The organism is Kitasatospora sp. NPDC090091 (genome assembly GCF_044747365.1).
GTDB lineage: Bacteria > Actinomycetota > Actinomycetes > Streptomycetales > Streptomycetaceae > Kitasatospora.
This window is the reverse complement of the sequence record NZ_JBIVDY010000039.1, coordinates 25,581-44,779: the sequence shown is the minus strand read 5'-3', so window position 1 is coordinate 44,779 and position 19,199 is coordinate 25,581. Positions and strand designations below refer to the sequence as shown.

Sequence of the window (19,199 nt, the reverse complement as noted above, 5' to 3'; positions counted from 1 at the left end):
GTGATCGCCGACTCGTCCACGCTCGCGACGCCCTCGACGACGTCGCCGTCGCCCGGGATGATCTGCCCGGCCTCGACCACCACGTGGTCGCCCAGGCGCAGCGCGGTGCCGGAGACCTCCTCCTCCGCCTGGCTCTTCGGCCAGTCGGTGAGGCGGCGGGCCATGGTGTCGGTCTTGGTCTTGCGTAGCGTGTCGGCCTGCGCCTTGCCGCGGCCCTCGGCCACGGCCTCCGCCAGGTTGGCGAAGATCGTGGTCAGCCAGAGCCAGACGGTGATCGACCAGGCGAACACTGAGGGGTTCGCTATGGCCGAAATGGTGGTGACCACCGAGCCGACCTCGACCACGAACATCACCGGGTTCTTGACCATCACCCGGGGGTCGAGCTTCTTCACCGCGTCCGGGAGGGACTTCACGATCATCTTGGGATCGAGCAGCCCACCGGAAACTCTGTGGGGCACCGTGCTCTCGGCCTTGTCAGCCGGAGCGGGAGTGAGCGTTGGCGTGGACATCAGGAGGAGAGACCTTCCGCGATCGGCCCGAGGGCCAGGGCCGGGAAGTAGGTGAGACCGACGACGATCAGGACGACGCCCGACAGCAGGCCCACGAACAGCGGCTTGTGGGTGGGCAGGGTGCCCGGGGTGGCCGGGACGGGCTGCTGGCGGGCGAGCGCGCCGGCCAGCGCCAGGACGAAGACCATCGGCAGGAACCGGCCGAACACCATCGCCAGGCCCAGCGCCGTGTCGTACCAGTCGGTGTTCACCGTGACACCGGCGAACGCCGAGCCGTTGTTGTTCGCCGCCGAGGTGAAGGCGTACAGCACCTCGGAGAAGCCGTGGGCGCCCGAGTTGAGCATCCCGGCCCGCTCGCCCGGCAGTGCCATCGCGACACCCGTACCCACCAGCACGATCGTGGGAGTGGTGAGGATGTAGAGGGAGGCGAACTTCATCTCCCGGCCGCCGAGCTTCTTGCCCAGGTACTCCGGGGTGCGGCCGACCATCAGACCGGCCACGAAGACCGCGACGATCGCCAGGATCAGCATTCCGTAGAGACCGGAACCCACCCCGCCGGGCGCGATCTCGCCCAGCATCATGTTGAACATCGTGATCCCGCCGCCGAACGGCGTGAACGAGTCGTGGAAGGAGTTGACCGCACCGGTCGAGGTGAGCGTCGTCGACGCCGCGAACAGGCTGGACGCCGCGATGCCGAACCGCTGCTCCTTGCCCTCCATCGCCCCGCCGGCCGCGCTCATCGCCGCACCCGAGTGCTGCGACTCGAAGAAGGTGATCAGCGCCACCGAGGCGACCCAGAAGATCGCCATGACGGACGCGATGGCGTAGCCCTGGCGGTTGTCGCCCACCATCCGGCCGAACGCCCGCGGCAGCGCGAACGGGATCAGCAGGATGAGGAAGATCTCCAGGAAGTTGCTCAGCCCGGTCGGGTTCTCGAACGGGTGCGAGGAGTTGGCGTTGAAGAAGCCGCCACCGTTGGTGCCCAGCTCCTTGATGACCTCCTGCGAGGCCACCGGCCCGCCCGGGATCGACTGCGGGTCGCCGGCCAGGGTGGCGACCTCGTGGAAGCCGTGGAAGTTCTGCACCACACCGGTCGCCACCAGCGCGAGCGCGAACACGATCGAGACCGGCAGCAGCAGGCGCAGCGAGACGCGGGTCAGGTCCACCCAGAAGTTGCCCAGCCGGTCGGTGCGGTTGCGGGTGAACCCGCGGATCAGCGCCGCCACGATCGCGATGCCGACGGCGGCGGAGACGAAGTTCTGCACCGCCAGGCCCGCCATCTGCACCAGGTGCCCCATCGCGGACTCACCGCTGTAGGACTGCCAGTTGGTGTTGGTGACGAACGAGATCGCGGTGTTCCACGCCTGGTGCCCCGCCATCTGCTCGACCCCGAGGCTCAGCAGCAGGTGCTGCTGCAGCCGGATCAGGCCGTAGAGGAAGAGGACCGAGACGGCCGAGAAGGCCAGCACCGAGCGCAGGTAGACCGGCCAGCGCTGGTCGGCGTCGCCGTCCACGCCGATCACCCGGTACAGGCCGCGCTCGACTCTCAGGTGCTTCGAGGAGGTGAGGATACGGGCGATGTAGTCGCCCAGGGGGCGGTAGCACAGCACCAGCGCGGCCACCAGGGCCAGGGCCTGCAGCCAGCCCGCGAGAGTGGAGCTCATGTCAGAACTTCTCCGGGTAGATCAACGCCACGACGAGGTAGCCGACAAGCGCGACAGCGACGATGAGACCTGCGACGTTCTCCGCGCTCACAGCTTCTCCACCCCCCGCGCGATCAGGGCGATGACGCCGAACACGGCAACCGTGACGGCGACGTAGATGAGATCCGACATGGGCTCCACCACGGTGGTTCGGAGGTGGCCACGGCCTGCCCGTATGGGCCAGATCGCGGCACCGGCGGAAGACCGGCGGAAGCAGCAAAGCAGCCGCGGGAACCCTCCACGGGATCCCTGACGCCGTCCATACGGGTGGATCCGGAACATTGACGCGGCCTTGATACCGGCTTCACACGCCTGAGAGCTCACCTTGGCCCGAACGTGTCGGTGGTCCCGGGCAGCGCGCTGCCCGGGACCACCTGTACGCACGCGGATCAGACCTTCTCCGGCTCCGGGACGTCCTTGGCCCGGGCGGGCTCACCCCGGCGGACCGAGCCGGGGGCCCGGCGGGCAGGGTGGTCGGCACGTGGTGCCGAGGAGAGCTGCCACGGAACGCTGATCACCATCACGCCGGGTGTGAAGAGCAGCCGGCTCTTCAGCCAGAGTGCCGACTGGTTGTGCAGGAGGTGCTCCCACCAGTGGCCGACCACGTACTCCGGGATGAAGACCGCCACGGCGTCGCGCGGGCTGGTGCGGCGCACCGTCCGGACGTAGCCGACGACCGGCTTGGTGATCTCCCGGAAAGGCGAGTCCAGCACCTTCAACGGCACCTGGACGTCCAGGTTCTCCCACTGCCGTTCCAGCTCCTGGGTGGCGTCCTGCTCCACCGCGACGGTGAGGGCCTCCAACGAGTCCGGCCGGAACGCCTGCGCGTAGCCGAGCGCCCGCAGTGTGGGCTTGTGCAGCTTGGAGACCAGCACGATCCCGTGCACCTTGGACGGCCGCACCGACTCCTCACGCGGGTCGTCGATCGCGAGCTCGTCGGCCACCGCGTCGTAGTGCCGGCGGATGCCGCGCATCATCACCCACAGGACGACGGCGGCGAGCACGGCCAGCCAGGCGCCCTGGGTGAACTTGGTGATCAGGACGATGACCAGCACCAGCGCGGTGGTGACCGCACCGAGCGCATTGATGATCCGGGAGCGGTGGGCGGCGCCGCGCACCGAGCTGTCCGTCTCGTCGGCGAGCACCCGGTTCCAGTGCTTCACCATGCCGATCTGGGAGAGCGTGAAGGAGGTGAAGACGCCCAGGATGTAGAGGTGGATCAGGCTGGTGACGTCCGCCCCGTACAGCCAGAGCAGTCCGCCGGCGACCACCGCGAGCGCGATGATGCCGTTGGAGAAGGCGAGGCGGTCGCCGCGGGTGTGCATCTGGCGCGGCAGGTAGCGGTGCTCGGCCAGGATCGAGGCCAGCAGCGGGAAGCCGTTGAACGCGGTGTTGGCCGCCAGGATCAGGACGAGCGCGGTGGCGGCCTGGACGACGTAGAACAGGATGCTGTCGGTGCCGCCGAAGATCGAGGCCGCGAGCTGGGCGATCACGGTCTGCTGGGTGTAGCCGGAGCAGTCCCCGGCGATGCCGGTCAGCTGGCAGGCGTCGTCGACGTAGTGCACCTTCGACATCAGCGCGAGCGCGGTGACCCCGACGAACATCACGATGGCCGTGATGCCCATGACGCTCATCGTGGCGGCGGCGTTCTTCGACTTGGGCGCCCGGAAGGCCGGCACGCCGTTGGAGATCGCCTCGACGCCCGTGAGCGCGGTGCAGCCGGAGGCGAACGCCCGCAGGCCGAGCATCAGCAGGCCGAGCCCGGCCAGGGTGTCCTTGCCGTCCACGGGGACGATCCCGAAGGCCGCACTCTCCGCGACCGGGGTGTCTCCGAAGAGCGCCCGGATCAGGCCTGTGATGATCATGATCAGGATCGCGCCGATGAACAGGTAGGTCGGCGCCGCGAAGGCCTTGCCGGACTCCCGGACCCCGCGCAGGTTCATCGCCGCCAGGATCGCCACGAAACCGACGGCCATCGGGACCCGGTAGTCGGCGAGCCCGTTGAACGCCGAGATGATGTTGTCGACGCCGGAGGCCACCGACACCGCGACCGTCATCACGTAGTCGACCAGCAGCGACGCCGCGACCACCAGCCCCGAGTTCGGGCCGAGGTTGCGGGACACCACCTCGTACGAGCCGCCGCCGCTCGGGTAGGCGTGCACGACCTGGCGGTACGACGCCACGACGACGACCATCAGCGCGACCACGCCGGCCGCGATCCACGGGGTCAGGTACAGGAAGGCGGTGCCACCGACGGTGAGCACCAGCAGGATCTCCTGGGTCGCGTAGGCGACCGAGGAGAGCGGGTCGGAAGCGAAGATCGGCAGAGCGAGGCGCTTGGGCAGCAGGGTCTCGCCCAGTTCCTCGCTGCGCATGGCCTTGCCGATCACTAGGCGCTTGAGCGCCTGGGGCAGATTGAACACGTCGGCGAGCGTATGCCGCTGCGGCGTTAAGACAAGCGGCCCTTCCGACCATCGGCGGGCCGCCGATACACCCGTTCGGCGCATCATATCCCCAGCTCAGAGGCATATCGGAGACGTGCCGAAGGGGCGATGGAGGCCGTTAAGGGGTGGCGTTAAGGTGTCGTCAAGATGCCCAGCTGTGGCGCACAAATAGGACAAATCGGTCTCTAGGGCCCAGCTACGTACACCTCACATCCGCATCCGGAGCCGGCAGAGCACCGCGTCGGTGTGGCGGTGCAGGGCCCGGTCGATGACGGCGCCGCGCCGGTTCTGCAGCGCCCGCACGGTACAGCTGCACATCGTCGCAGGGCCTTGCGATGGTGCAAGCGGCCCTGAAGGACTGATCGGCGGCCGGTGGATCGTGGGTCGACCGACACCGCCCGGAGGGCCTCGGCACCTCGACCGCTCCCACCTCGAAGCAGCAGGGCGCTCAGGCCCGCATCGACGGCATTGCGCACCGGGCACACGGCGCCGCCGATGGCCGAGACCGTTGACAGTGCCCCGACGGGCTCCTAGCGTGACGCAGTCGATTACCCGCAAGTAGGGACTGTTGATGGCCGAGCCGCGCCCGTACGACCTGGTCCTGTTCGGAGCCACCGGGTTCACCGGCGGGCTCACCGCCGAATACCTGGCCCGGGCCGCGCCGGAGGACTGCCGCTGGGCACTCGCCGGGCGGGACGAACGCAGGCTCGCCGCCGTCCGGACGAAGCTGGCGCAGATCGACCCGCGCTGCGCCGACCTTCCGCTGCTCGTCGCGGACGCCGCGGACCGCGGGGCGCTGCGCGACGTGGCCGCCTCGGCCCGGGTGGTGGTGTCCACGGTCGGCCCGTACCTGCGACACGGCGAGCCGTTGGTGGCGGCCTGCGCGGACAGCGGCACCGACTACGTCGACCTCACCGGCGAGCCGGAGTTCGTCGACCGGATGTACCTCCGGCACCACGAGCGCGCGGTGGCCACCGGCGCGCGGCTGGTGCACGCCTGCGGCTTCGACTCGGTGCCGCACGACCTCGGTGTGCTGTTCACCGTCGAGGAACTGCTGCGCCGCGGCGGCCCGGCGGCCCGGGTCTCGGTCGAGGGCTTCGTCCGCGCCGGCGGCACCATCTCCGGCGGCACCTTCGCCTCCGCGATGACGGCCTTCTCCCGACCGCGGGCGATGGCCCGGGCCGCCCGGGCGCGCCGCGCCGCCGAGCCCCGGCCCAGGGGACGGCTGATCCGCACACCGGCCGGCCGGCCCCACCGGTCGCGGGCGGCCCGGGCCTGGGCGGTACCGATGCCCTCGATCGACCCGCAGGTGGTGTCCCGCTCGGCCGCCGCACTGGACGAGTACGGCCCGGACTTCGGCTACGCGCACTACGCGGCGGTGAAGCGGCTGCCGATCGCCCTCGGCGGTGTCGCCGCGGTGGTGGCGGTCGCCCTCGCTGCCCAGCTGCCGGCGCTGCGCCGGGCCTTGGGGCGGCTGCGCAAGCCCGGCGACGGGCCCAGTGCGGATCAGCGGGCACGGTCGTGGTTCGCCGTGCGGTTCGTGGCGCGGGCGCCGGGCGGGCGGGTGGTCCTCACCGAGGTGTCCGGCGGCGATCCCGGCTACCAGGAGACCGCGAAGATGCTGGCCGAGTCGGCACTCTGCCTGTCGTACGACGACCTGCCGCCTGTGGCAGGGCAGCTGACCACGGCGGTGGCGATGGGCCGCCCGCTGATCGACCGGCTGGTCGCGGCGGGCATCTCCTTCCGGGTGCTGGACACTCCGCCGACGACCGCCCCTGGCCGGTAGAGGGCCCAGGCACCCTCAACCAGCTGCCGAATCAACTGCCCTATGACGTACGGAGAGCGGATCCACCCTGCCGCGCCCGGCCGTTGACGACCAGGTCGCGGATGATTTCACCGGCCGCCGGGGCCTGGCACAGGCCCTGGCCGGAGAACCCGGCCGCCCACAGGAACGGGCGGGCGTGGTGAGCGCCGATGAGGGCGGTGTTGTCGGGGGTGGCGTCGAAGGCTCCGCTCCAGCCCCGGTGCAGGCCGATGCCGTCCAGGGCGGGGTAGAGGGTTCCGAGCTGCCGGGCAACGCGTGTGAGCCAGGCGGTTCGGCCTTCGCCGGGCCGGGGGCGTCCCATTCCGACAAGGACCCGATCCTTCCATGCGCGTATCCGGAGGCCTGTGGTGGCATGGAGGGTCATCGGGAGGGCGCCGACCGGCGTGGAAGGCAGGCCGGTGAGCAGCAGTTCGACCGGATAGGTGTCGACCGGCAGGTCGATGCCGGCCATCGAGGCCACTTCACGCGACCACGGTCCTGCCGCACACACGATGGTGCCGGCCAGGATGTCACCTGCGGGTGTGGTGACGCGCCCGGCACTGCTGATGGCGGTGACGGGGGTGTGGGTCACCACCCGCGCGCCTGCCGCCCGGGCTGCGGTGGCGTAGCCGCGGACGACCGCGGACGGGTCGCAGTCGTAGGCCTCCGGGGACCATGCGGCAGCCACGATGGACCGCTCGTCGATCAGCGGGTTGAGCGCCAGGGCTTCGGCCGGGGTGAGCAGGGAGACGTCCACTCCGGCTTCCCGTTGTGCATCGTGGTCGGCCTTGAACTTCCGCACCTGCTCTTCTTCGTCGAACAGCACGAGGAATCCCACACGGCGCAGCCCCAGGGAAGTTGCGGTACGGGCGGTGAAGCTGTGGTAGGCGCGCAGGCTGCGCACGGCCAGGGAGCCGGTGCGGGGGTCGCCGGGGAAGTAGGTGCGGGCGACGTGCGCGGTGGCTGCGGAGGAGCCGGATCCGAGGGTGGATCGTTCGAGGAGCACGGTGTTTTCGCCGGTTTCGGCGAGGTGGCAGGCGATCGAGGTCCCGATCAGTCCTCCGCCGATGACGACTGTGCCGGCGCGCTCGGGCAGCGTGTTCATGCCTGGCCGCCCGTCCGGCCGGTCGGCTGCCGGCGAAGGTGGTCACCGGTCGTCCACGGGTACAGCTGAAGGCTCCAGCCGCCGAGGCAGTTGAGGTAGAGGGCCATCTGACTGGTGACGGCCATGAAGTCGCCGTGGTCCAGTTCGTCGAGCAGGGCCAGGAAACGCCGGGTGAAGTGCCACAGCTTCTCCAGGCCGCAGTAGCCCAGGAATTCTGCGGGGACGCTGACGAGTAGGCGCGCCATGTGCTGCAGGGCTCCGATCGGCATGCCCTGGGCCGCCCCGCGCACGAGGCCGCCGTAGGAGGCGTAGCCGAGGGGGCGGATCTCGCCGTTGACGAACAGCAGCGTGGGAAGGACGGTCTCGAACGTACCGGCTCCGGACGGGATGCATCCGCGGTGGATCTCGCCGAGTTCGGACGGTTCCGTCAGCCAGATCTTCTCGGTCTCGGCATGAATGTCGGCGACCAGGGCGTCGACGTCCTTGTCGGAGGCGTGCAGGCGCGGAATGCGGTGGCCGCCCTGCTCGCCCTTCCTCCGGACTTCGGCCGTGATCGGCTTCTTCGTCGAGTAGACCGCATCCCAGACCGCGCTGCCGGCCTCGGCCAGGGCGGGCATGTCCTGCTCGCGGATCCGGCCCACCGGAGTGGCCGGCATGGGTTCGGTGAGTGTGCCGTACTTGATGCCCAGGTGTTGGAGAGCGGAGCAGAACACCGTCCCGTCCGGCGCTTCGCGCCGGTCGGCGATCTTGTGGTCTGCGGGCAGGTGGAGCAGCGAAGGAATCGGCGCCACGTGGTAGAGGTGCTCTCCGGCGACCAGGGCATGTCCTTGGAGGCTCCGGTAGGGCAGCGCCTCCCATAACGCATCGGCCAGGGCAGGGTTGCGGCCGTCGAGTTCCGCGGTCACGGCTATGCCGATATCGGGCCAGGCGATCTCGATGTGGCGGCCGGAAGACGTCCCTGCCAAGGCGTTCTCCTTCGTTCGGCGAAATGTCAGGAAGATCAAACGGAGTGGTCGGCCGATCATGGCACAGGCGAACGTGGCCTTCCTTCCGGAAGCTCCTGCAGACCGGCAGACGTTCCGATTCGGTAAGAATTCACCGGGGCAAGGCGTCGATCGTGGTTGTGACGATCGTGCGGCGGCCCGGACCCGCCCGCCGCTTCCTACGCATTCCTGACGCCGACCTCGTCGGTCCTGACGTGATCTTGACGCCCGGCGCAATGACACGGCCCCCGGCATCCCCTGTCCGCCACAGTCCGGACAGGGAACGCCAGGGGTCACGAGGTGCACCCGGTGCCGGTGGCACGCGGCACCGGGTGGGTCAGTGGGCTACTGGCCCGGCTTCCGGCCGTGGTTGGCCTTCTTCTTCCGCCGGGCCTTCTTCTTGCGGGCGCGCTTGGACATGGAGTTCTTCTCGGATCGTGGGGGCGGCAGGTTCAGGCGGCACGACCGACGAGTTGGTCGGCCAGCTTGGCGAGGCGCTTCTGCGAGCGCTCCTCCTGGGCTGCCGCGGCGGTCGGGGCGAGCTCGCCGCCGTCGTAGTACTCGCCGTTGATCAGCGACACCTCCGGCAGGCAGAGCCGGACCACCGCAGCCGCACCCTCCGCCGCCGGCGCACCGACCCGGCCGTACAGCGGCAGCAAGGCGGTGTCGCACAGACCCGGGTTGAGGCTGACCGCGGTGATACCGGAGCCGGCCGGTGCCATGTCGGCGGTCGCCATGGTCAGCGCCAGCTGCGACTGCGCGTAGGCGGCGACTCGCGAGTACTTCTTCACCCGGTGCGGGTCCGTCCAGTTCATCGAGGCGGTGCGGTGCAGGGAGGAGGAGACGTTGACGATCCGCGCGTCGCCGGCCGCGGACAGCGGGGCGCGCAGGAGCTTGGCGAGCAGGTGCGCGGCGAGGAAGTTGACCTGGAGCGAGACCTCGTTGCCGTCGTCGGTGAGGGTGCAGCGCTCCGGAGCCATCACGGCGGCGTTGTTCACCAGCAGGTCCAGCGCCGGGTAGTGCTTGACGACCTTGCCGGCCAGCACAGCGACCTCCGACAGCTTGGTGAAGTCGGCAGCAAGCTCGACGAGTTGGTCCCGTCGGGCGCCTGCGGCGACCAGGCGCTCGACGGCGTCCTCGGCCTCGGCGGTGGTGCGGGCGTGCACCAACACGGTGGCACCGAACCCGGCCAACAGGCGGGCCGTCTCCCAGCCGATCCCGGAGGAGGCGCCGGTGACGAGGGCGATGGGGGTACCCCCGGCCGAAGGCTGGGGGAGGGCGGGCAGAACAGCGTCGGACATGACCCATCCAAGGGTGGAAGGCACGGCGGGGTGCGCAAGCACGGCGAGTGCCGGCTGTCTGCGGGGCCGCCTGTGCGGGAAGGTTGGTGCGATGAGAGAGCGCGCCCGCCCCTGCCCGCACGACAGGCGGGAGGGGGCGGACGGCGGTGAGCGGCGCGGGCACGACGTAACGGCGCACCGGGCCCGTACGCACGACCGGCGGGCGGAGCGGGGAGGCTCGGTCCTACCGGGCGGCGGTGATGACCGCGACAGCGACGACCTGCGGCCGCGTATGCGGCGGGCGGTCGTGGTGACGTGTCGAGCGGTTCATGTCCCCCATCAAAGCCTCCGCCAACGCCGGGGACAAGTCCCGTTCACCCTCCCTGACGAACCCCTTGCACCTCCCTGACGTCCCATTGACGACGGTGAGACGACCGAACGTCACACGCCTTGGCCTATCGGGGGATTGGGTCTGTCGGCAAACGACGGAAGCCACCTCCGGCGGGCAGCCGGAGGTGGCTTCGATGGGGCGGTCAGCCGAGACGGCGTTGCCGCCGACCGGGGAGGGACAGGTGCTCGACCCGGACCGCCCGACGGGGCAGGGCCGCGGGCAGCGACAGCAGCAGAGCGGCCGTGGTGAAGAGGGCAAGGTGGCCGGCCTCGGGTGCGGGGCCGGCCCAGCCGAGTTCGGCGTGGCGGTGCTCCGCGAAGGCGTTGCAGCACAGCCAGGCGGCCATGCCGATCGCCGGTGCGGCCGCCGGTCGGGAGAACCCTCCGGCCAGCGCGGCCAGCCCGGTGTAGGCGACGTAGGCGAACCAGCCGGAGTGCAGCTCCCCGAGCCACCCCAGGCCGAGCGCGAGCGCACCGCCGGCCACCAGCGTCACCGTACCGGCCATCGAGGCCGGGAGCCGGTCCACCACCGGACGGAACCGGTGACCGCCGGGCCGGGCCGAGTACATCCGCACGGTCCGTCTACCCCTTCGCCCGGACCAGCTCGGGCGCGGGCCCGACCGGCAGGTGCCACTGGTTGCGCCGGTGCAGCACCTCCAGCTCGTGCTGGAGCTCCGGCCTGGACACGGTGAGCACCGAGCAACCGGCCTCCCGGACGCAGTACGCGGTCACCGAACGACGTAGCCGGCGCCGCAGCAGGCCGCCGCTCTGACCGACCACGAGCAGGTCGCCGGCGCGGTCGGCAACCTCGACGAGCGCGGGGCCGGTCTCACCGCGGATCACCACCCGGTGCATCGGCACGCCCGGGTCGCCACCCGCGAAGGCCGTGTCCAGGGCCACGGTCAAGCGCTGCTCGGCGGCCGCACTCACGGCGGCCAGCAGCGGCGGGCAGGGGGACCTCCGGTAGCCGATCTCGCCACCGGGCGGCTCCCAGGCCAGGACGGGCACGAGCACCGCGCCGGTGCGTCGGGCCTCGGCCACGGCCCGGTGGAGGGCAGTCAGACTGCCCAGCGACCCGCTCACCCCGACCACCACCCGGCCCACCGGCCGTCCGTCGTCCTGGTGGCTCCCGTTCATGTCCCGTCCTCGTCGCCGTACCGCTCAGTCATCTGCTGTTTCTCAGCGACTTCCAGCCAACCGGCCCGGCCGGGGTTCTCCACGCGATCTTGACGGGATCCTGACGTGGACGGACACGATCAGAACGTGTCCCTAACGCCGGATCCCCCGGGTGCCGATGACAAGGGGTCATCAAGGACGGCCCCCTTGCCGCCAGGCGTTCGTCAATGACCGGGCCATGGGTTCGTCGAGCCTTGCTACTGGACGCGTGCTTCTCACCACTGCCGCCCCTCTGCCGTCCACCACGTGGTTCACCCCCGAGCGCACCGGGGCCACCTGTCTCCCCGCCCATGTCGGGCGCAGCGCCCATGGCGGCTGGTGGGCGGACAACCCTGCGGACGTTCGCGCGCTGCTGGTCCACTGCGGGCCGGAGAGCCTGTTGTCCGGCGACCCGGCACGGCTGGAGACCGCCGTCCTGGCCCGCTTCGGGCGCGGCCAGTTCCACGCCCCGGAACGCTTCCTGCCGCTACTGGGACGTACCTTCACGCACCTCACCCCGTGGGTGCGTGTGGTTTACGTGCACGCGGAGCCACCCCGGCGGCGGGTATCGCCGCACACCGCCGCGTGGATCCGTCCGCTCGCTCCCGGCGACGAGGCCCGGCTCGACCGCTTCGCTCTCCGGGGCAATCCAGCTGCGAACGAGCCGCACTGGATCGCCCGGACCTGGGCCGGCCACCGCGCGGTCGCCACGAGCGGCCTCGCCTGGGGCGCCTTCCTCGGCCCCTGCCTCGCCTCCCTGGCCTGCGGTTACCTCGTGGGGCGCGACCACATCGATCTCGGCGTCGCCACCGACCCGCGTTCCGCCGTCTCGACCTCGCGCTCGCCTGTGTCCAGGCCGCCACCACGGCCGCCCACCGGCAGGGCCTCGTCCCGACCTGGTCGGCGCCCCGGAGCAACCACGCCAGCCGGGCCCTGGCCGAGGCCGCGGGCTACCGACCCGTCCGGCGGGAGGTGGTGTACTGGGCCGGCCCGGCCCTCGCACGCTGAGCCGACCGGTAACCCACGGAGACCTCGCACGTCAGGGCTGCGTCAGAAAGCCGCTGCCGGACGTCATGATGCCGTTGTCGGACGCCCCCACCACTCAGGACACGCGTTCACTGGAGGTAGTGAAAGACCCGATGACGGAGGCGAACCGCCATGACCGGCACCCCCACCCGCGTGATCGTCGGACTGAGCGGCTCGTTGAGCAGTCTCGCCGCGCTGTACCGCGCCGTGCACGAGGCCGCCCGGCACGGGGCCACGCTCGTCCCGGTCGTCGCCTGGACCCCGTCCGACGGCACCGACCGCGACGGCCTGCGCCCGCTGTCCGAGCAGGAGCACGCCGCTCGCAGGCGCCTCGACACCGCATTCGACCAGCCCTTCGGCGGCTACCCCGCCGACCTGGTCGTCCGCCCGCTGGTGGTCCGGGGGCACGCCGGTGCAGCCCTGGTCCGCGCCGTCACCGGCCCGGCCGACCTGATCGTGGTCGGCACCGGCACGCACGGCCGCCTCGACCGCCTGCTGCACGGCTCCGTCCTGCGCTACTGCCGCACCTACGCGACCTGCCCGGTCATCGCCGTCTCCCCGTCCGAGCTGCTGCAGCAGCTCACGCTCACCGCCCGCAGCGGGGCGCCACTCCCCCTCGCCACGGGCAGCCGGTTCGCCCGGACCGCGGGCGCGCGCTGAGCGTCAGCCCGGCACACGGACCAGCCGAGCTGCTGCTCACTGCCCCGCCGGCCGTACGTCTCTACCAGGCCGACCGCGACGTCCAGCCCCACCGCACAGCCGGTGCCGATCAGCGAGCACGGCGTACATCTTCCGCACCCTGACGCTGTCCCCAGGAACGCCCGTAGCCTCCCGGTCACCGCCGACCCGTCGCCTCCCGGTCTCAGGCCTCCATGCTGCGCCCTGTCCGACATGGACGCGGGGGCGGCGGGAGCGGTCGGGCTCGGCCTCGCGCAGCACCTCGCGGGTGACCGGGGCGACCTCGCCCTGCCCGAACAGGAAGAACCGGAAGAACTGGGCGAAGGGATTGCCCTCGGTCCACTCGAAGTAGATGTGCGGCTGCTGCCCGGTGCGGTCCCGGACGGCCAGCAGCAGGGCCGCAAGGGCGTTCGGCACGCTGGAGCTCTCCAGGGAGAGCACCCGATAGCGGCCGTGCAGCACCTCGCCGCGGACAGTCAGCGCGGCCTCGAACTCGGAGGGGTCGAGAACGGTGACCTCGACGAAGGCCAGGTCGTCCTCGGCCGGGATGTCGTTGTCCGCCCGGATCTGCCGCTTCTTCGCCTGATAGTCAGCCAGGTCGCGACCGTTCGGCTCGTTGGCGATCAGCCGCAGCGGGCGGTGCGTGCAGTCACGGATGAAGCGCTCGGCGGCCTCGTCGAAGGTGGCGTCGGTGACCCGCAGCTCGAATGCGCGCTTGAGCCGGGAGAGCAGCGAGACCAGGATGATGCCGGCGATGAAGCACGCACCGATCTTGACGCCGTCCGGCCGCTCGGCGATGTTGACCGCCGTGGTGTAGAGAAAGACCGCAGCGATCACCGCGAAGGCGATGGTCCAGTTACACGGTCGCCGCGATGAGACCGGAAAGTACCAGCCCGGGCGCCGCCGACCCAGCTATTCCGTCTTGCTAAGTACCGGTAGTCAGCGTTACAGTGCACTGGTACTCAACACCGCTTACTAGTGCAGAGAGGAGGTGTTCTATGGCCAAGCTGCTGACGGAGATGCTCAAGGGCACGCTGGAGGGCCTCATTCTCGCGTCCCTGTCCGGCCGACCCGCCTACGGCTACGAGATCACGGCACGGCTGCGGGAGCAGGGCTTCTCCGAGATCGCCGAAGGGACCGTCTACGCGCTGCTCCTCAGGATGGAGAAGCGTGGTCTCGTCGACGTGGAGAAGGTCCCGTCCGAGAAGGGGCCGCCACGCAAGGTGCACTCCCTCAACGCCGAGGGACGGAAGTACCTCGAAGAGTTCTGGGAAACGTGGAACTTCCTCACACAACGACTGGAACAGCTACGCGAAGGGGGCAAGTAGCCATGTCCGATGCCGAGAACAGCGGCTTCATCGCGAAGATGATCGGGCCCAAGAAGCGCTGGCGGGCCTACAGGGCGCGCGCCAAGGCGCTTCCCGGGAACTACCGCACAGCGGTCGAGGCGATCGAGCGGTACCTGATGCACTTCGTGCCGACCGACGCCGACAGCAATGCGTCGATGTTCGAAGACCTCGCCGACCTGTTCGAGCAGGCGGTGGCGGACGGAACGCCGATCCGCGGGATCGTCGGCCAGGACCCGGTGGAGTTCGCCGACGCGTTCGCCCAGAACTACTCGGAGGGCGGCGCCTACGTGCCCGCCAGTGCGCGCAAGCGGCTGACTGACGATATCGAGCGCGCCGCCAACGAGAAGACCGGAGACTAAGACAAGACGGTCTGCTAACGACACAGCACATCGCGCCCGGGGCCGGGCACCGCGTTCATCGCCTGTCTGCGCCACCCGGCCCCTGGGTCATGCCCGACCGGCTACCTCTCGCCGCATGTCAGCGGCGCCAGGACGGCGACAGAGAGGTTGGCGAGGGATGCCACGAACGGTTCGGCGATGCGCCCCCAGGGCAGCGGCCTGAGCCACGCCGAACGCGCCCGGACAAAGCCCATGAGCGCCACGCCGGGACGGGTCACACAAGATCGAACACTGGATGCAAGGAGATTCACGATGGGAAATGGAAACAACGGCTTCTCCGAAGCGGGGCTGCGCAGACTGCGCGACGTGCTGGCACGGCATGTGGAGTCCGGCAGGATTCCCGGGCTCGTCGCCCTGGTCGGCCGGGGCGAGGAGACACACGTCGAAGCGATCGGGACGATGCGCCATGACGGTGGGTTACCGATGCGCCGGGACACCATCTTTCGGATGGCCTCGACGACCAAGCCGGTCGCGGTCGCGGCGGCAATGGTCCTGCTGGATGAGTGCCGAATACGGCTGGACGACCCGGTGGATCAGTGGCTGCCCGAGCTCGCTGACCGACGGGTGCTCCAGCGGGCCGACGGCCCGCTGGACGCAACCGTGCCGGCGCGACGTCCGATCACCGTCCGGGACCTGCTCACCTCCACGTTCGGGCTCGGAGTGGATATGACGGCACCGACCTCTCCGATCATGGGCGAGTTCTTCGAGCAGGGGGTTTACGGCCAGGAGGACGGATGGCTGTTGCCGGCGCCGGAGCCGGATGAGTGGATACGCCGCCTGGGCACACTCCCACTGATGTACCAGCCCGGCGAGCGGTGGCTGTACAACGTCAGCGACGACGTGCTCGGCGTGCTGGTGGCCAGGGTCACCGGCCAGTCGTACGAGGAGTTCCTGCGCGAACGCGTCCTCGATCCGCTGGGCATGAAGGACACCGGTTTCCACGTGCCCGCCGACAAGATCGACCGGCTGCCACCCCTGTACGCCCCCGATCCGCAGACCGGAGAGTTCATCGTGGCGGACGAGGCCGAAGGGGGACACCACAGTCGGCCCCCCGCGTTCCAGTCAGGCGGCGGCGGACTCGACTCCACCGTCGACGACTACCACGCCTACTTCCGGATGCTGTTGAACCACGGGATGCACGGTACCCAGCGGATCCTGTCCCGGCCCGCCGTTGAGCTGATGACCACCAACCGGCTCACGCCCGAGCAGACATCCGCCGTGCAGGCCTGGGCCCGCAGCGTCGTCCATCTGTCACACGGCCTGGGGCAGAACGGTGGCTGGGGCTTCGGGATGACGGTGCGCACCTGCCGCGGTGATTACGCGCGCATCGGCCAGTTCGGCTGGGACGGCGGAGCTGGCACCACTGCCTACGCCGACCCGCACAACCAGGTCGTCGGCATCCTGCTCACTCAAACCGGAATGTCCACCCCGGATTCGGCGCGCGCCATCCACGACTTCTGGACCAACCTCCATCAGGCAATCAACGACTGACCTGTACCTGGTCGAGATGCGTCCGGCAGAAGACCCGACTGGCTCGCCGCGTACCGCCCCGCCTACCGGGGCATCCGCGTCGTCGGCCACCCGGTGTCGGCCGGGACGCACGCGGTGCGCGGCTTCCTCGCCGGCAACGGGAATCCCTTTCGGTTCCTGAACCTGAGACCGACCCGGAGGCCCAGCGGCTGCTGATTCAGCATGCCAGGGCGCAGCCGCCGCTCGTCGCCTTCCCCGACGGGGCCGTGCTCGCCGCTCCGGACAGCGCCGCGCTCGCCGCGCGGCTCGGGCTCTCCACCACCGCCTCCCGTCCGCACTACGACACGGTCATCGTCGGTGCAGGCCCTGCGGTTCGCGGGCGAGGGCCTGTACCTGCGGCGGCGCGACGACCGAGAGCAGCTCCTGCATCTCGCATCACGTCCACGTCGTCGGCGGCGCCAACTCGGCCGGGCAGGCAGCCGTCTTCACCTTCATCGGGGCACGGCCTCGCACCGGCTGGCTCGGCGCCGCCGTGGCCTGCGACGAGCATGGCTTCGTCCTGATCGGTTCCGATCTGCCACGCTCCGACAAGCCGTCCATCCCTTGGCCCCTGGCGCGCAGCCCGTATCCGCTGGAGACCAGCGTTCCCGGCGTCTTCGCGGCAGGCGACGTCGCGCCCATTCGGTCAAGCGAGTCGCCGCGGGTGTGGGCGAAGGCGCCATGGCTGTCGCCCTCGTCCACCGCTACCGCGCCGGCACCTGACGCTCCGCCACGATTCGGGGATGAACACGCCCAGAGCGCCGACACCGCCGTCCGGTCGGCGCAGCTCCGGGACAGCGGCCCCACCGGCTGCTTCTTCCGGTATCGCCGGCAGATCCCGAGATGAGCCCTTGACGAATTCCTGACACACTCACCCGGAACCACAGGGCTCACAGCCGATGTTCTCCGCCCGGCCCGGTCCCCAGCTCACCCAAGCGGTAGGGCAACTCCAGCCGCGCCAGCACCTGGCCGTCGCCCGCCGGGGGAAGCAGGACGATCTCGGCCACGGCAGCGATCTGGTCACCGTGCCGGCCGGGCGGAAGGTCGAGGCACAGGTGGTAGTCGCGGGTCTCGTTGTCGGGGGCGGCCACGGCATACTCGGTGGTGCCGGGGCCGACGGGGTGCGCCCGCGCGGTCAGGTCCACCAGCTCCGGGGTGACCTGTTTGAGGAACCGGACCCGGCCTCCGGCGGGCGCGGTGATCCGCAGGGCGAGGTCACGGGCGACGGACTGCCGCGTCCGCCCCACGATCCGCGCCAGTTCCTGCTCGATCCCCGACGTGGGGGAAGCGGGGGCCTCGACGATGTTCACGGTCCCCCCGAGCGCCTCGGAGACGGAACGCAACTGCGCCACCTCCCAGTTGGTGCCGAGGCCCCGGGCGTGGCAGGTGAAGCGGCCCGTACAGGACGCGAGCGCGGCGGCAAGTGCATCCGGGGTCTCGGCCTCGGCCACCAGGTCGATCAGCATGACGGCGGTGCGCACCGCTGCGGAGTGGGCGGAGAACAGCTGGTCGGCGAGCCGGATCCAGCGCCCGAAGGCGGCGTCCCGGATGGGCTCCAGCCGTTCCAGGGCCGCACGGGCCCCGGCCTTGGCCGCCGCACTCGCCGGGGCGAGCCGCAGGGTCTCGGGGTAGAGCATCCGGGCGTACTCCGAGCCCGCCACGATCGCAAAGGACGCGTTGTCGTCCAGGCCGTCGACGGCTTCGGCCACGGCCTGTCGGACCGCTCGGAGGTCGGCCTCCGGTAGCTCCTCGGACAGGCCCAGCAGGAAGACCAGTGCCCGCGGCGGAGCGGCGGCTGTTCCGTTCGCACCGGCGCCGGTGCCGATCACCTCGATAAGCGCCTGGGCCTCGGTGGCGCCCGACGGCAGGTGGTCGTCGTAGAAGGACGTGAGGCGCAGCGCGGGTTCGGCGTCGGTCGTGGCCGCGCCATCGGGTCGCGCGCGCGGTGCCGGCGGGGTGGCAGGCCACGCGGGCGGCACCGGTCCGACGGGCTCGCTGCCCAGCGACCTCAGCGCGTCCGAGACGGCCGCCGCGTCGGCGGGCCGGTCCGCCGGATCCTTGGCGAGCAGCTGCATCACCAACCGGTCGAGCGCGTGCGGGACTTCACGCCTCAGGCCGGCCGCGCTCGGCGCGGGGGTGAGGATGTGGTGCATCATCACCGCTGCGTAGCCCCCGTGTCCCGCGGTGAACGGCGCGCGCCCGGTGAGCAGCGCGAAGAGCACGCAGCCCAGCGCGTAGAGGTCGGCGCGGCCGTCGACCCGCAGTCCCCGCCACTGCTCGGGGGCCATGTAGTCGGGTGTACCCATGATGTCGCCGGTGCGGGTGAGGCCGGAGTCGGCGCGGACGAACCCGGCGAGCCCGAAGTCGCAGATCTTCACCCGGCCGCCGTCGACCAGCATCAAGTTGGCCGGCTTGACGTCGCGGTGAACGATGTCCGCCTGGTGCGCGTACGCCAGGGCGTCGGCGACCTGTGCGGTCAGGTCCACCACCTGTTCGACCGGCAGCACGGTGCGGTGACGCAGCACGGTGGCAAGATCCCGCCCGTGGAGCAGCTCCATCACCAGGTAGAGCTGCCCGTCGTGCGCACCGCTGTCGAAGACCTGGGTGATGCCCGGGTGCTGCAGCCGCGCGGTGACCCGAGCCTCGCGCTGGAACCGGTCCAGGTGGGCGCGGCCGGGGGCGGACTGCCGGGAGAGGAACTTGATCGCGACCTGCCGCTCCAGCCGCGGGTCGTACGCCCGCCACACCTCGCCCATGCCGCCACGCCCGAGCGGCACCTCCAGCCGGTACCGGCCGGCGATCTGCGTCCCCGCGACGTTCAAGGCCCCCACCTCTCGCGCGCCGCCCTCTCGTGCCCGGGGCACCG

General features: G+C 70.7%; 15 protein-coding genes and 2 pseudogenes. 6 read left to right on the top strand and 11 right to left on the bottom strand.

What is annotated here, in order from left to right; translation table 11 throughout:
- The 4 genes and pseudogenes from ACIPSC_RS38085 to ACIPSC_RS38070 form a co-directional block, all read right to left on the bottom strand.
- Window positions 1-509: pseudogene (locus tag ACIPSC_RS38085) on the bottom strand (potassium-transporting ATPase subunit B); the annotation flags it as partial.
- Window positions 509-2,173, bottom strand: coding sequence for a potassium-transporting ATPase subunit KdpA (gene kdpA, locus ACIPSC_RS38080; RefSeq protein WP_400834641.1), 1,665 nt, complete (start codon window positions 2,171-2,173; stop codon window positions 509-511). The gene kdpA and the pseudogene ACIPSC_RS38085, both read right to left, overlap by 1 nt.
- A gap of 1 nt (window position 2,174) precedes the next feature.
- Window positions 2,175-2,264, bottom strand: coding sequence for a K(+)-transporting ATPase subunit F (kdpF, locus tag ACIPSC_RS38075; RefSeq protein ID WP_238863773.1), 90 nt, complete (start codon window positions 2,262-2,264; stop codon window positions 2,175-2,177).
- Between the two features lie 337 nt (window positions 2,265-2,601).
- Complete coding sequence (locus tag ACIPSC_RS38070; protein ID WP_400834638.1) at window positions 2,602-4,635, bottom strand: APC family permease; 2,034 nt, start codon at window positions 4,633-4,635, stop codon at window positions 2,602-2,604.
- Between the two features lie 592 nt (window positions 4,636-5,227).
- Here ACIPSC_RS38070 and ACIPSC_RS38065 point away from each other — a divergent pair.
- A complete protein-coding gene (locus ACIPSC_RS38065; RefSeq protein ID WP_400834635.1) occupies window positions 5,228-6,442 on the top strand; it encodes a saccharopine dehydrogenase family protein in 1,215 nt (404 codons plus the stop codon).
- A 40-nt stretch (window positions 6,443-6,482) separates the two neighbouring features.
- Here the strand turns inward: ACIPSC_RS38065 and ACIPSC_RS38060 are convergent, their stop codons facing one another.
- The 5 genes from ACIPSC_RS38060 to ACIPSC_RS38040 all read right to left on the bottom strand — a co-directional run bounded on the left by ACIPSC_RS38060 (window position 6,483) and on the right by ACIPSC_RS38040 (window position 11,355).
- Window positions 6,483-7,565, bottom strand: coding sequence for an NAD(P)/FAD-dependent oxidoreductase (locus ACIPSC_RS38060; protein ID WP_400834632.1), 1,083 nt, complete (start codon window positions 7,563-7,565; stop codon window positions 6,483-6,485).
- Window positions 7,562-8,530 (bottom strand): hypothetical protein, encoded by a 969-nt coding sequence (locus tag ACIPSC_RS38055; protein WP_400834629.1) that lies wholly within the window; start codon window positions 8,528-8,530, stop codon window positions 7,562-7,564. The genes ACIPSC_RS38060 and ACIPSC_RS38055 overlap by 4 nt, the downstream gene beginning before the upstream one ends.
- 470 nt (window positions 8,531-9,000) lie before the next feature.
- Complete coding sequence (locus ACIPSC_RS38050; RefSeq protein WP_400834626.1) at window positions 9,001-9,849, bottom strand: SDR family NAD(P)-dependent oxidoreductase; 849 nt, start codon at window positions 9,847-9,849, stop codon at window positions 9,001-9,003.
- 512 nt (window positions 9,850-10,361) lie between these two features.
- Window positions 10,362-10,793 (bottom strand): hypothetical protein, encoded by a 432-nt coding sequence (locus ACIPSC_RS38045; RefSeq protein ID WP_400834623.1) that lies wholly within the window; start codon window positions 10,791-10,793, stop codon window positions 10,362-10,364.
- Window positions 10,794-10,800: 7 nt separating this feature from the next.
- Window positions 10,801-11,355, bottom strand: a complete 555-nt coding sequence (locus ACIPSC_RS38040) for a universal stress protein (protein WP_400834620.1) — start codon at window positions 11,353-11,355, stop codon at window positions 10,801-10,803.
- A gap of 285 nt (window positions 11,356-11,640) precedes the next feature.
- Between ACIPSC_RS38040 and ACIPSC_RS38035 the strand changes: the two genes are divergently transcribed.
- Together ACIPSC_RS38035 and ACIPSC_RS38030 are read left to right on the top strand one after the other, a co-directional pair.
- Entirely contained in the window at window positions 11,641-12,381 is a 741-nt protein-coding gene (locus tag ACIPSC_RS38035) for a GNAT family N-acetyltransferase (RefSeq protein WP_400834617.1), read from the top strand.
- A gap of 150 nt (window positions 12,382-12,531) precedes the next feature.
- A complete protein-coding gene (locus ACIPSC_RS38030) occupies window positions 12,532-13,059 on the top strand; it encodes a universal stress protein (protein WP_400834614.1) in 528 nt (175 codons plus the stop codon).
- A gap of 225 nt (window positions 13,060-13,284) precedes the next feature.
- Here the strand turns inward: ACIPSC_RS38030 and ACIPSC_RS38025 are convergent.
- Window positions 13,285-13,935, bottom strand: a pseudogene (locus ACIPSC_RS38025) (amino acid transporter); the annotation flags it as partial.
- A 140-nt stretch (window positions 13,936-14,075) separates the two neighbouring features.
- On the opposite strand from ACIPSC_RS38025, the gene ACIPSC_RS38020 reads away from it, so the two are divergent.
- The 3 genes from ACIPSC_RS38020 to ACIPSC_RS38010 all read left to right on the top strand — a co-directional run bounded on the left by ACIPSC_RS38020 (window position 14,076) and on the right by ACIPSC_RS38010 (window position 16,315).
- Entirely contained in the window at window positions 14,076-14,405 is a 330-nt protein-coding gene (locus ACIPSC_RS38020; RefSeq protein WP_400834611.1) for a PadR family transcriptional regulator, read from the top strand.
- 2 nt (window positions 14,406-14,407) lie between these two features.
- Window positions 14,408-14,785: a DUF1048 domain-containing protein gene (locus tag ACIPSC_RS38015; RefSeq protein WP_400834608.1), complete on the top strand. Its 378-nt coding sequence runs from the start codon at window positions 14,408-14,410 to the stop codon at window positions 14,783-14,785.
- A gap of 291 nt (window positions 14,786-15,076) precedes the next feature.
- Entirely contained in the window at window positions 15,077-16,315 is a 1,239-nt protein-coding gene (locus ACIPSC_RS38010; protein ID WP_400834605.1) for a serine hydrolase domain-containing protein, read from the top strand.
- 908 nt (window positions 16,316-17,223) lie between these two features.
- Here the strand turns inward: ACIPSC_RS38010 and ACIPSC_RS38005 are convergent.
- A complete protein-coding gene (locus ACIPSC_RS38005) occupies window positions 17,224-19,155 on the bottom strand; it encodes a protein kinase (protein ID WP_400834602.1) in 1,932 nt (643 codons plus the stop codon).
- Window positions 19,156-19,199 lie beyond the last annotated feature (44 nt).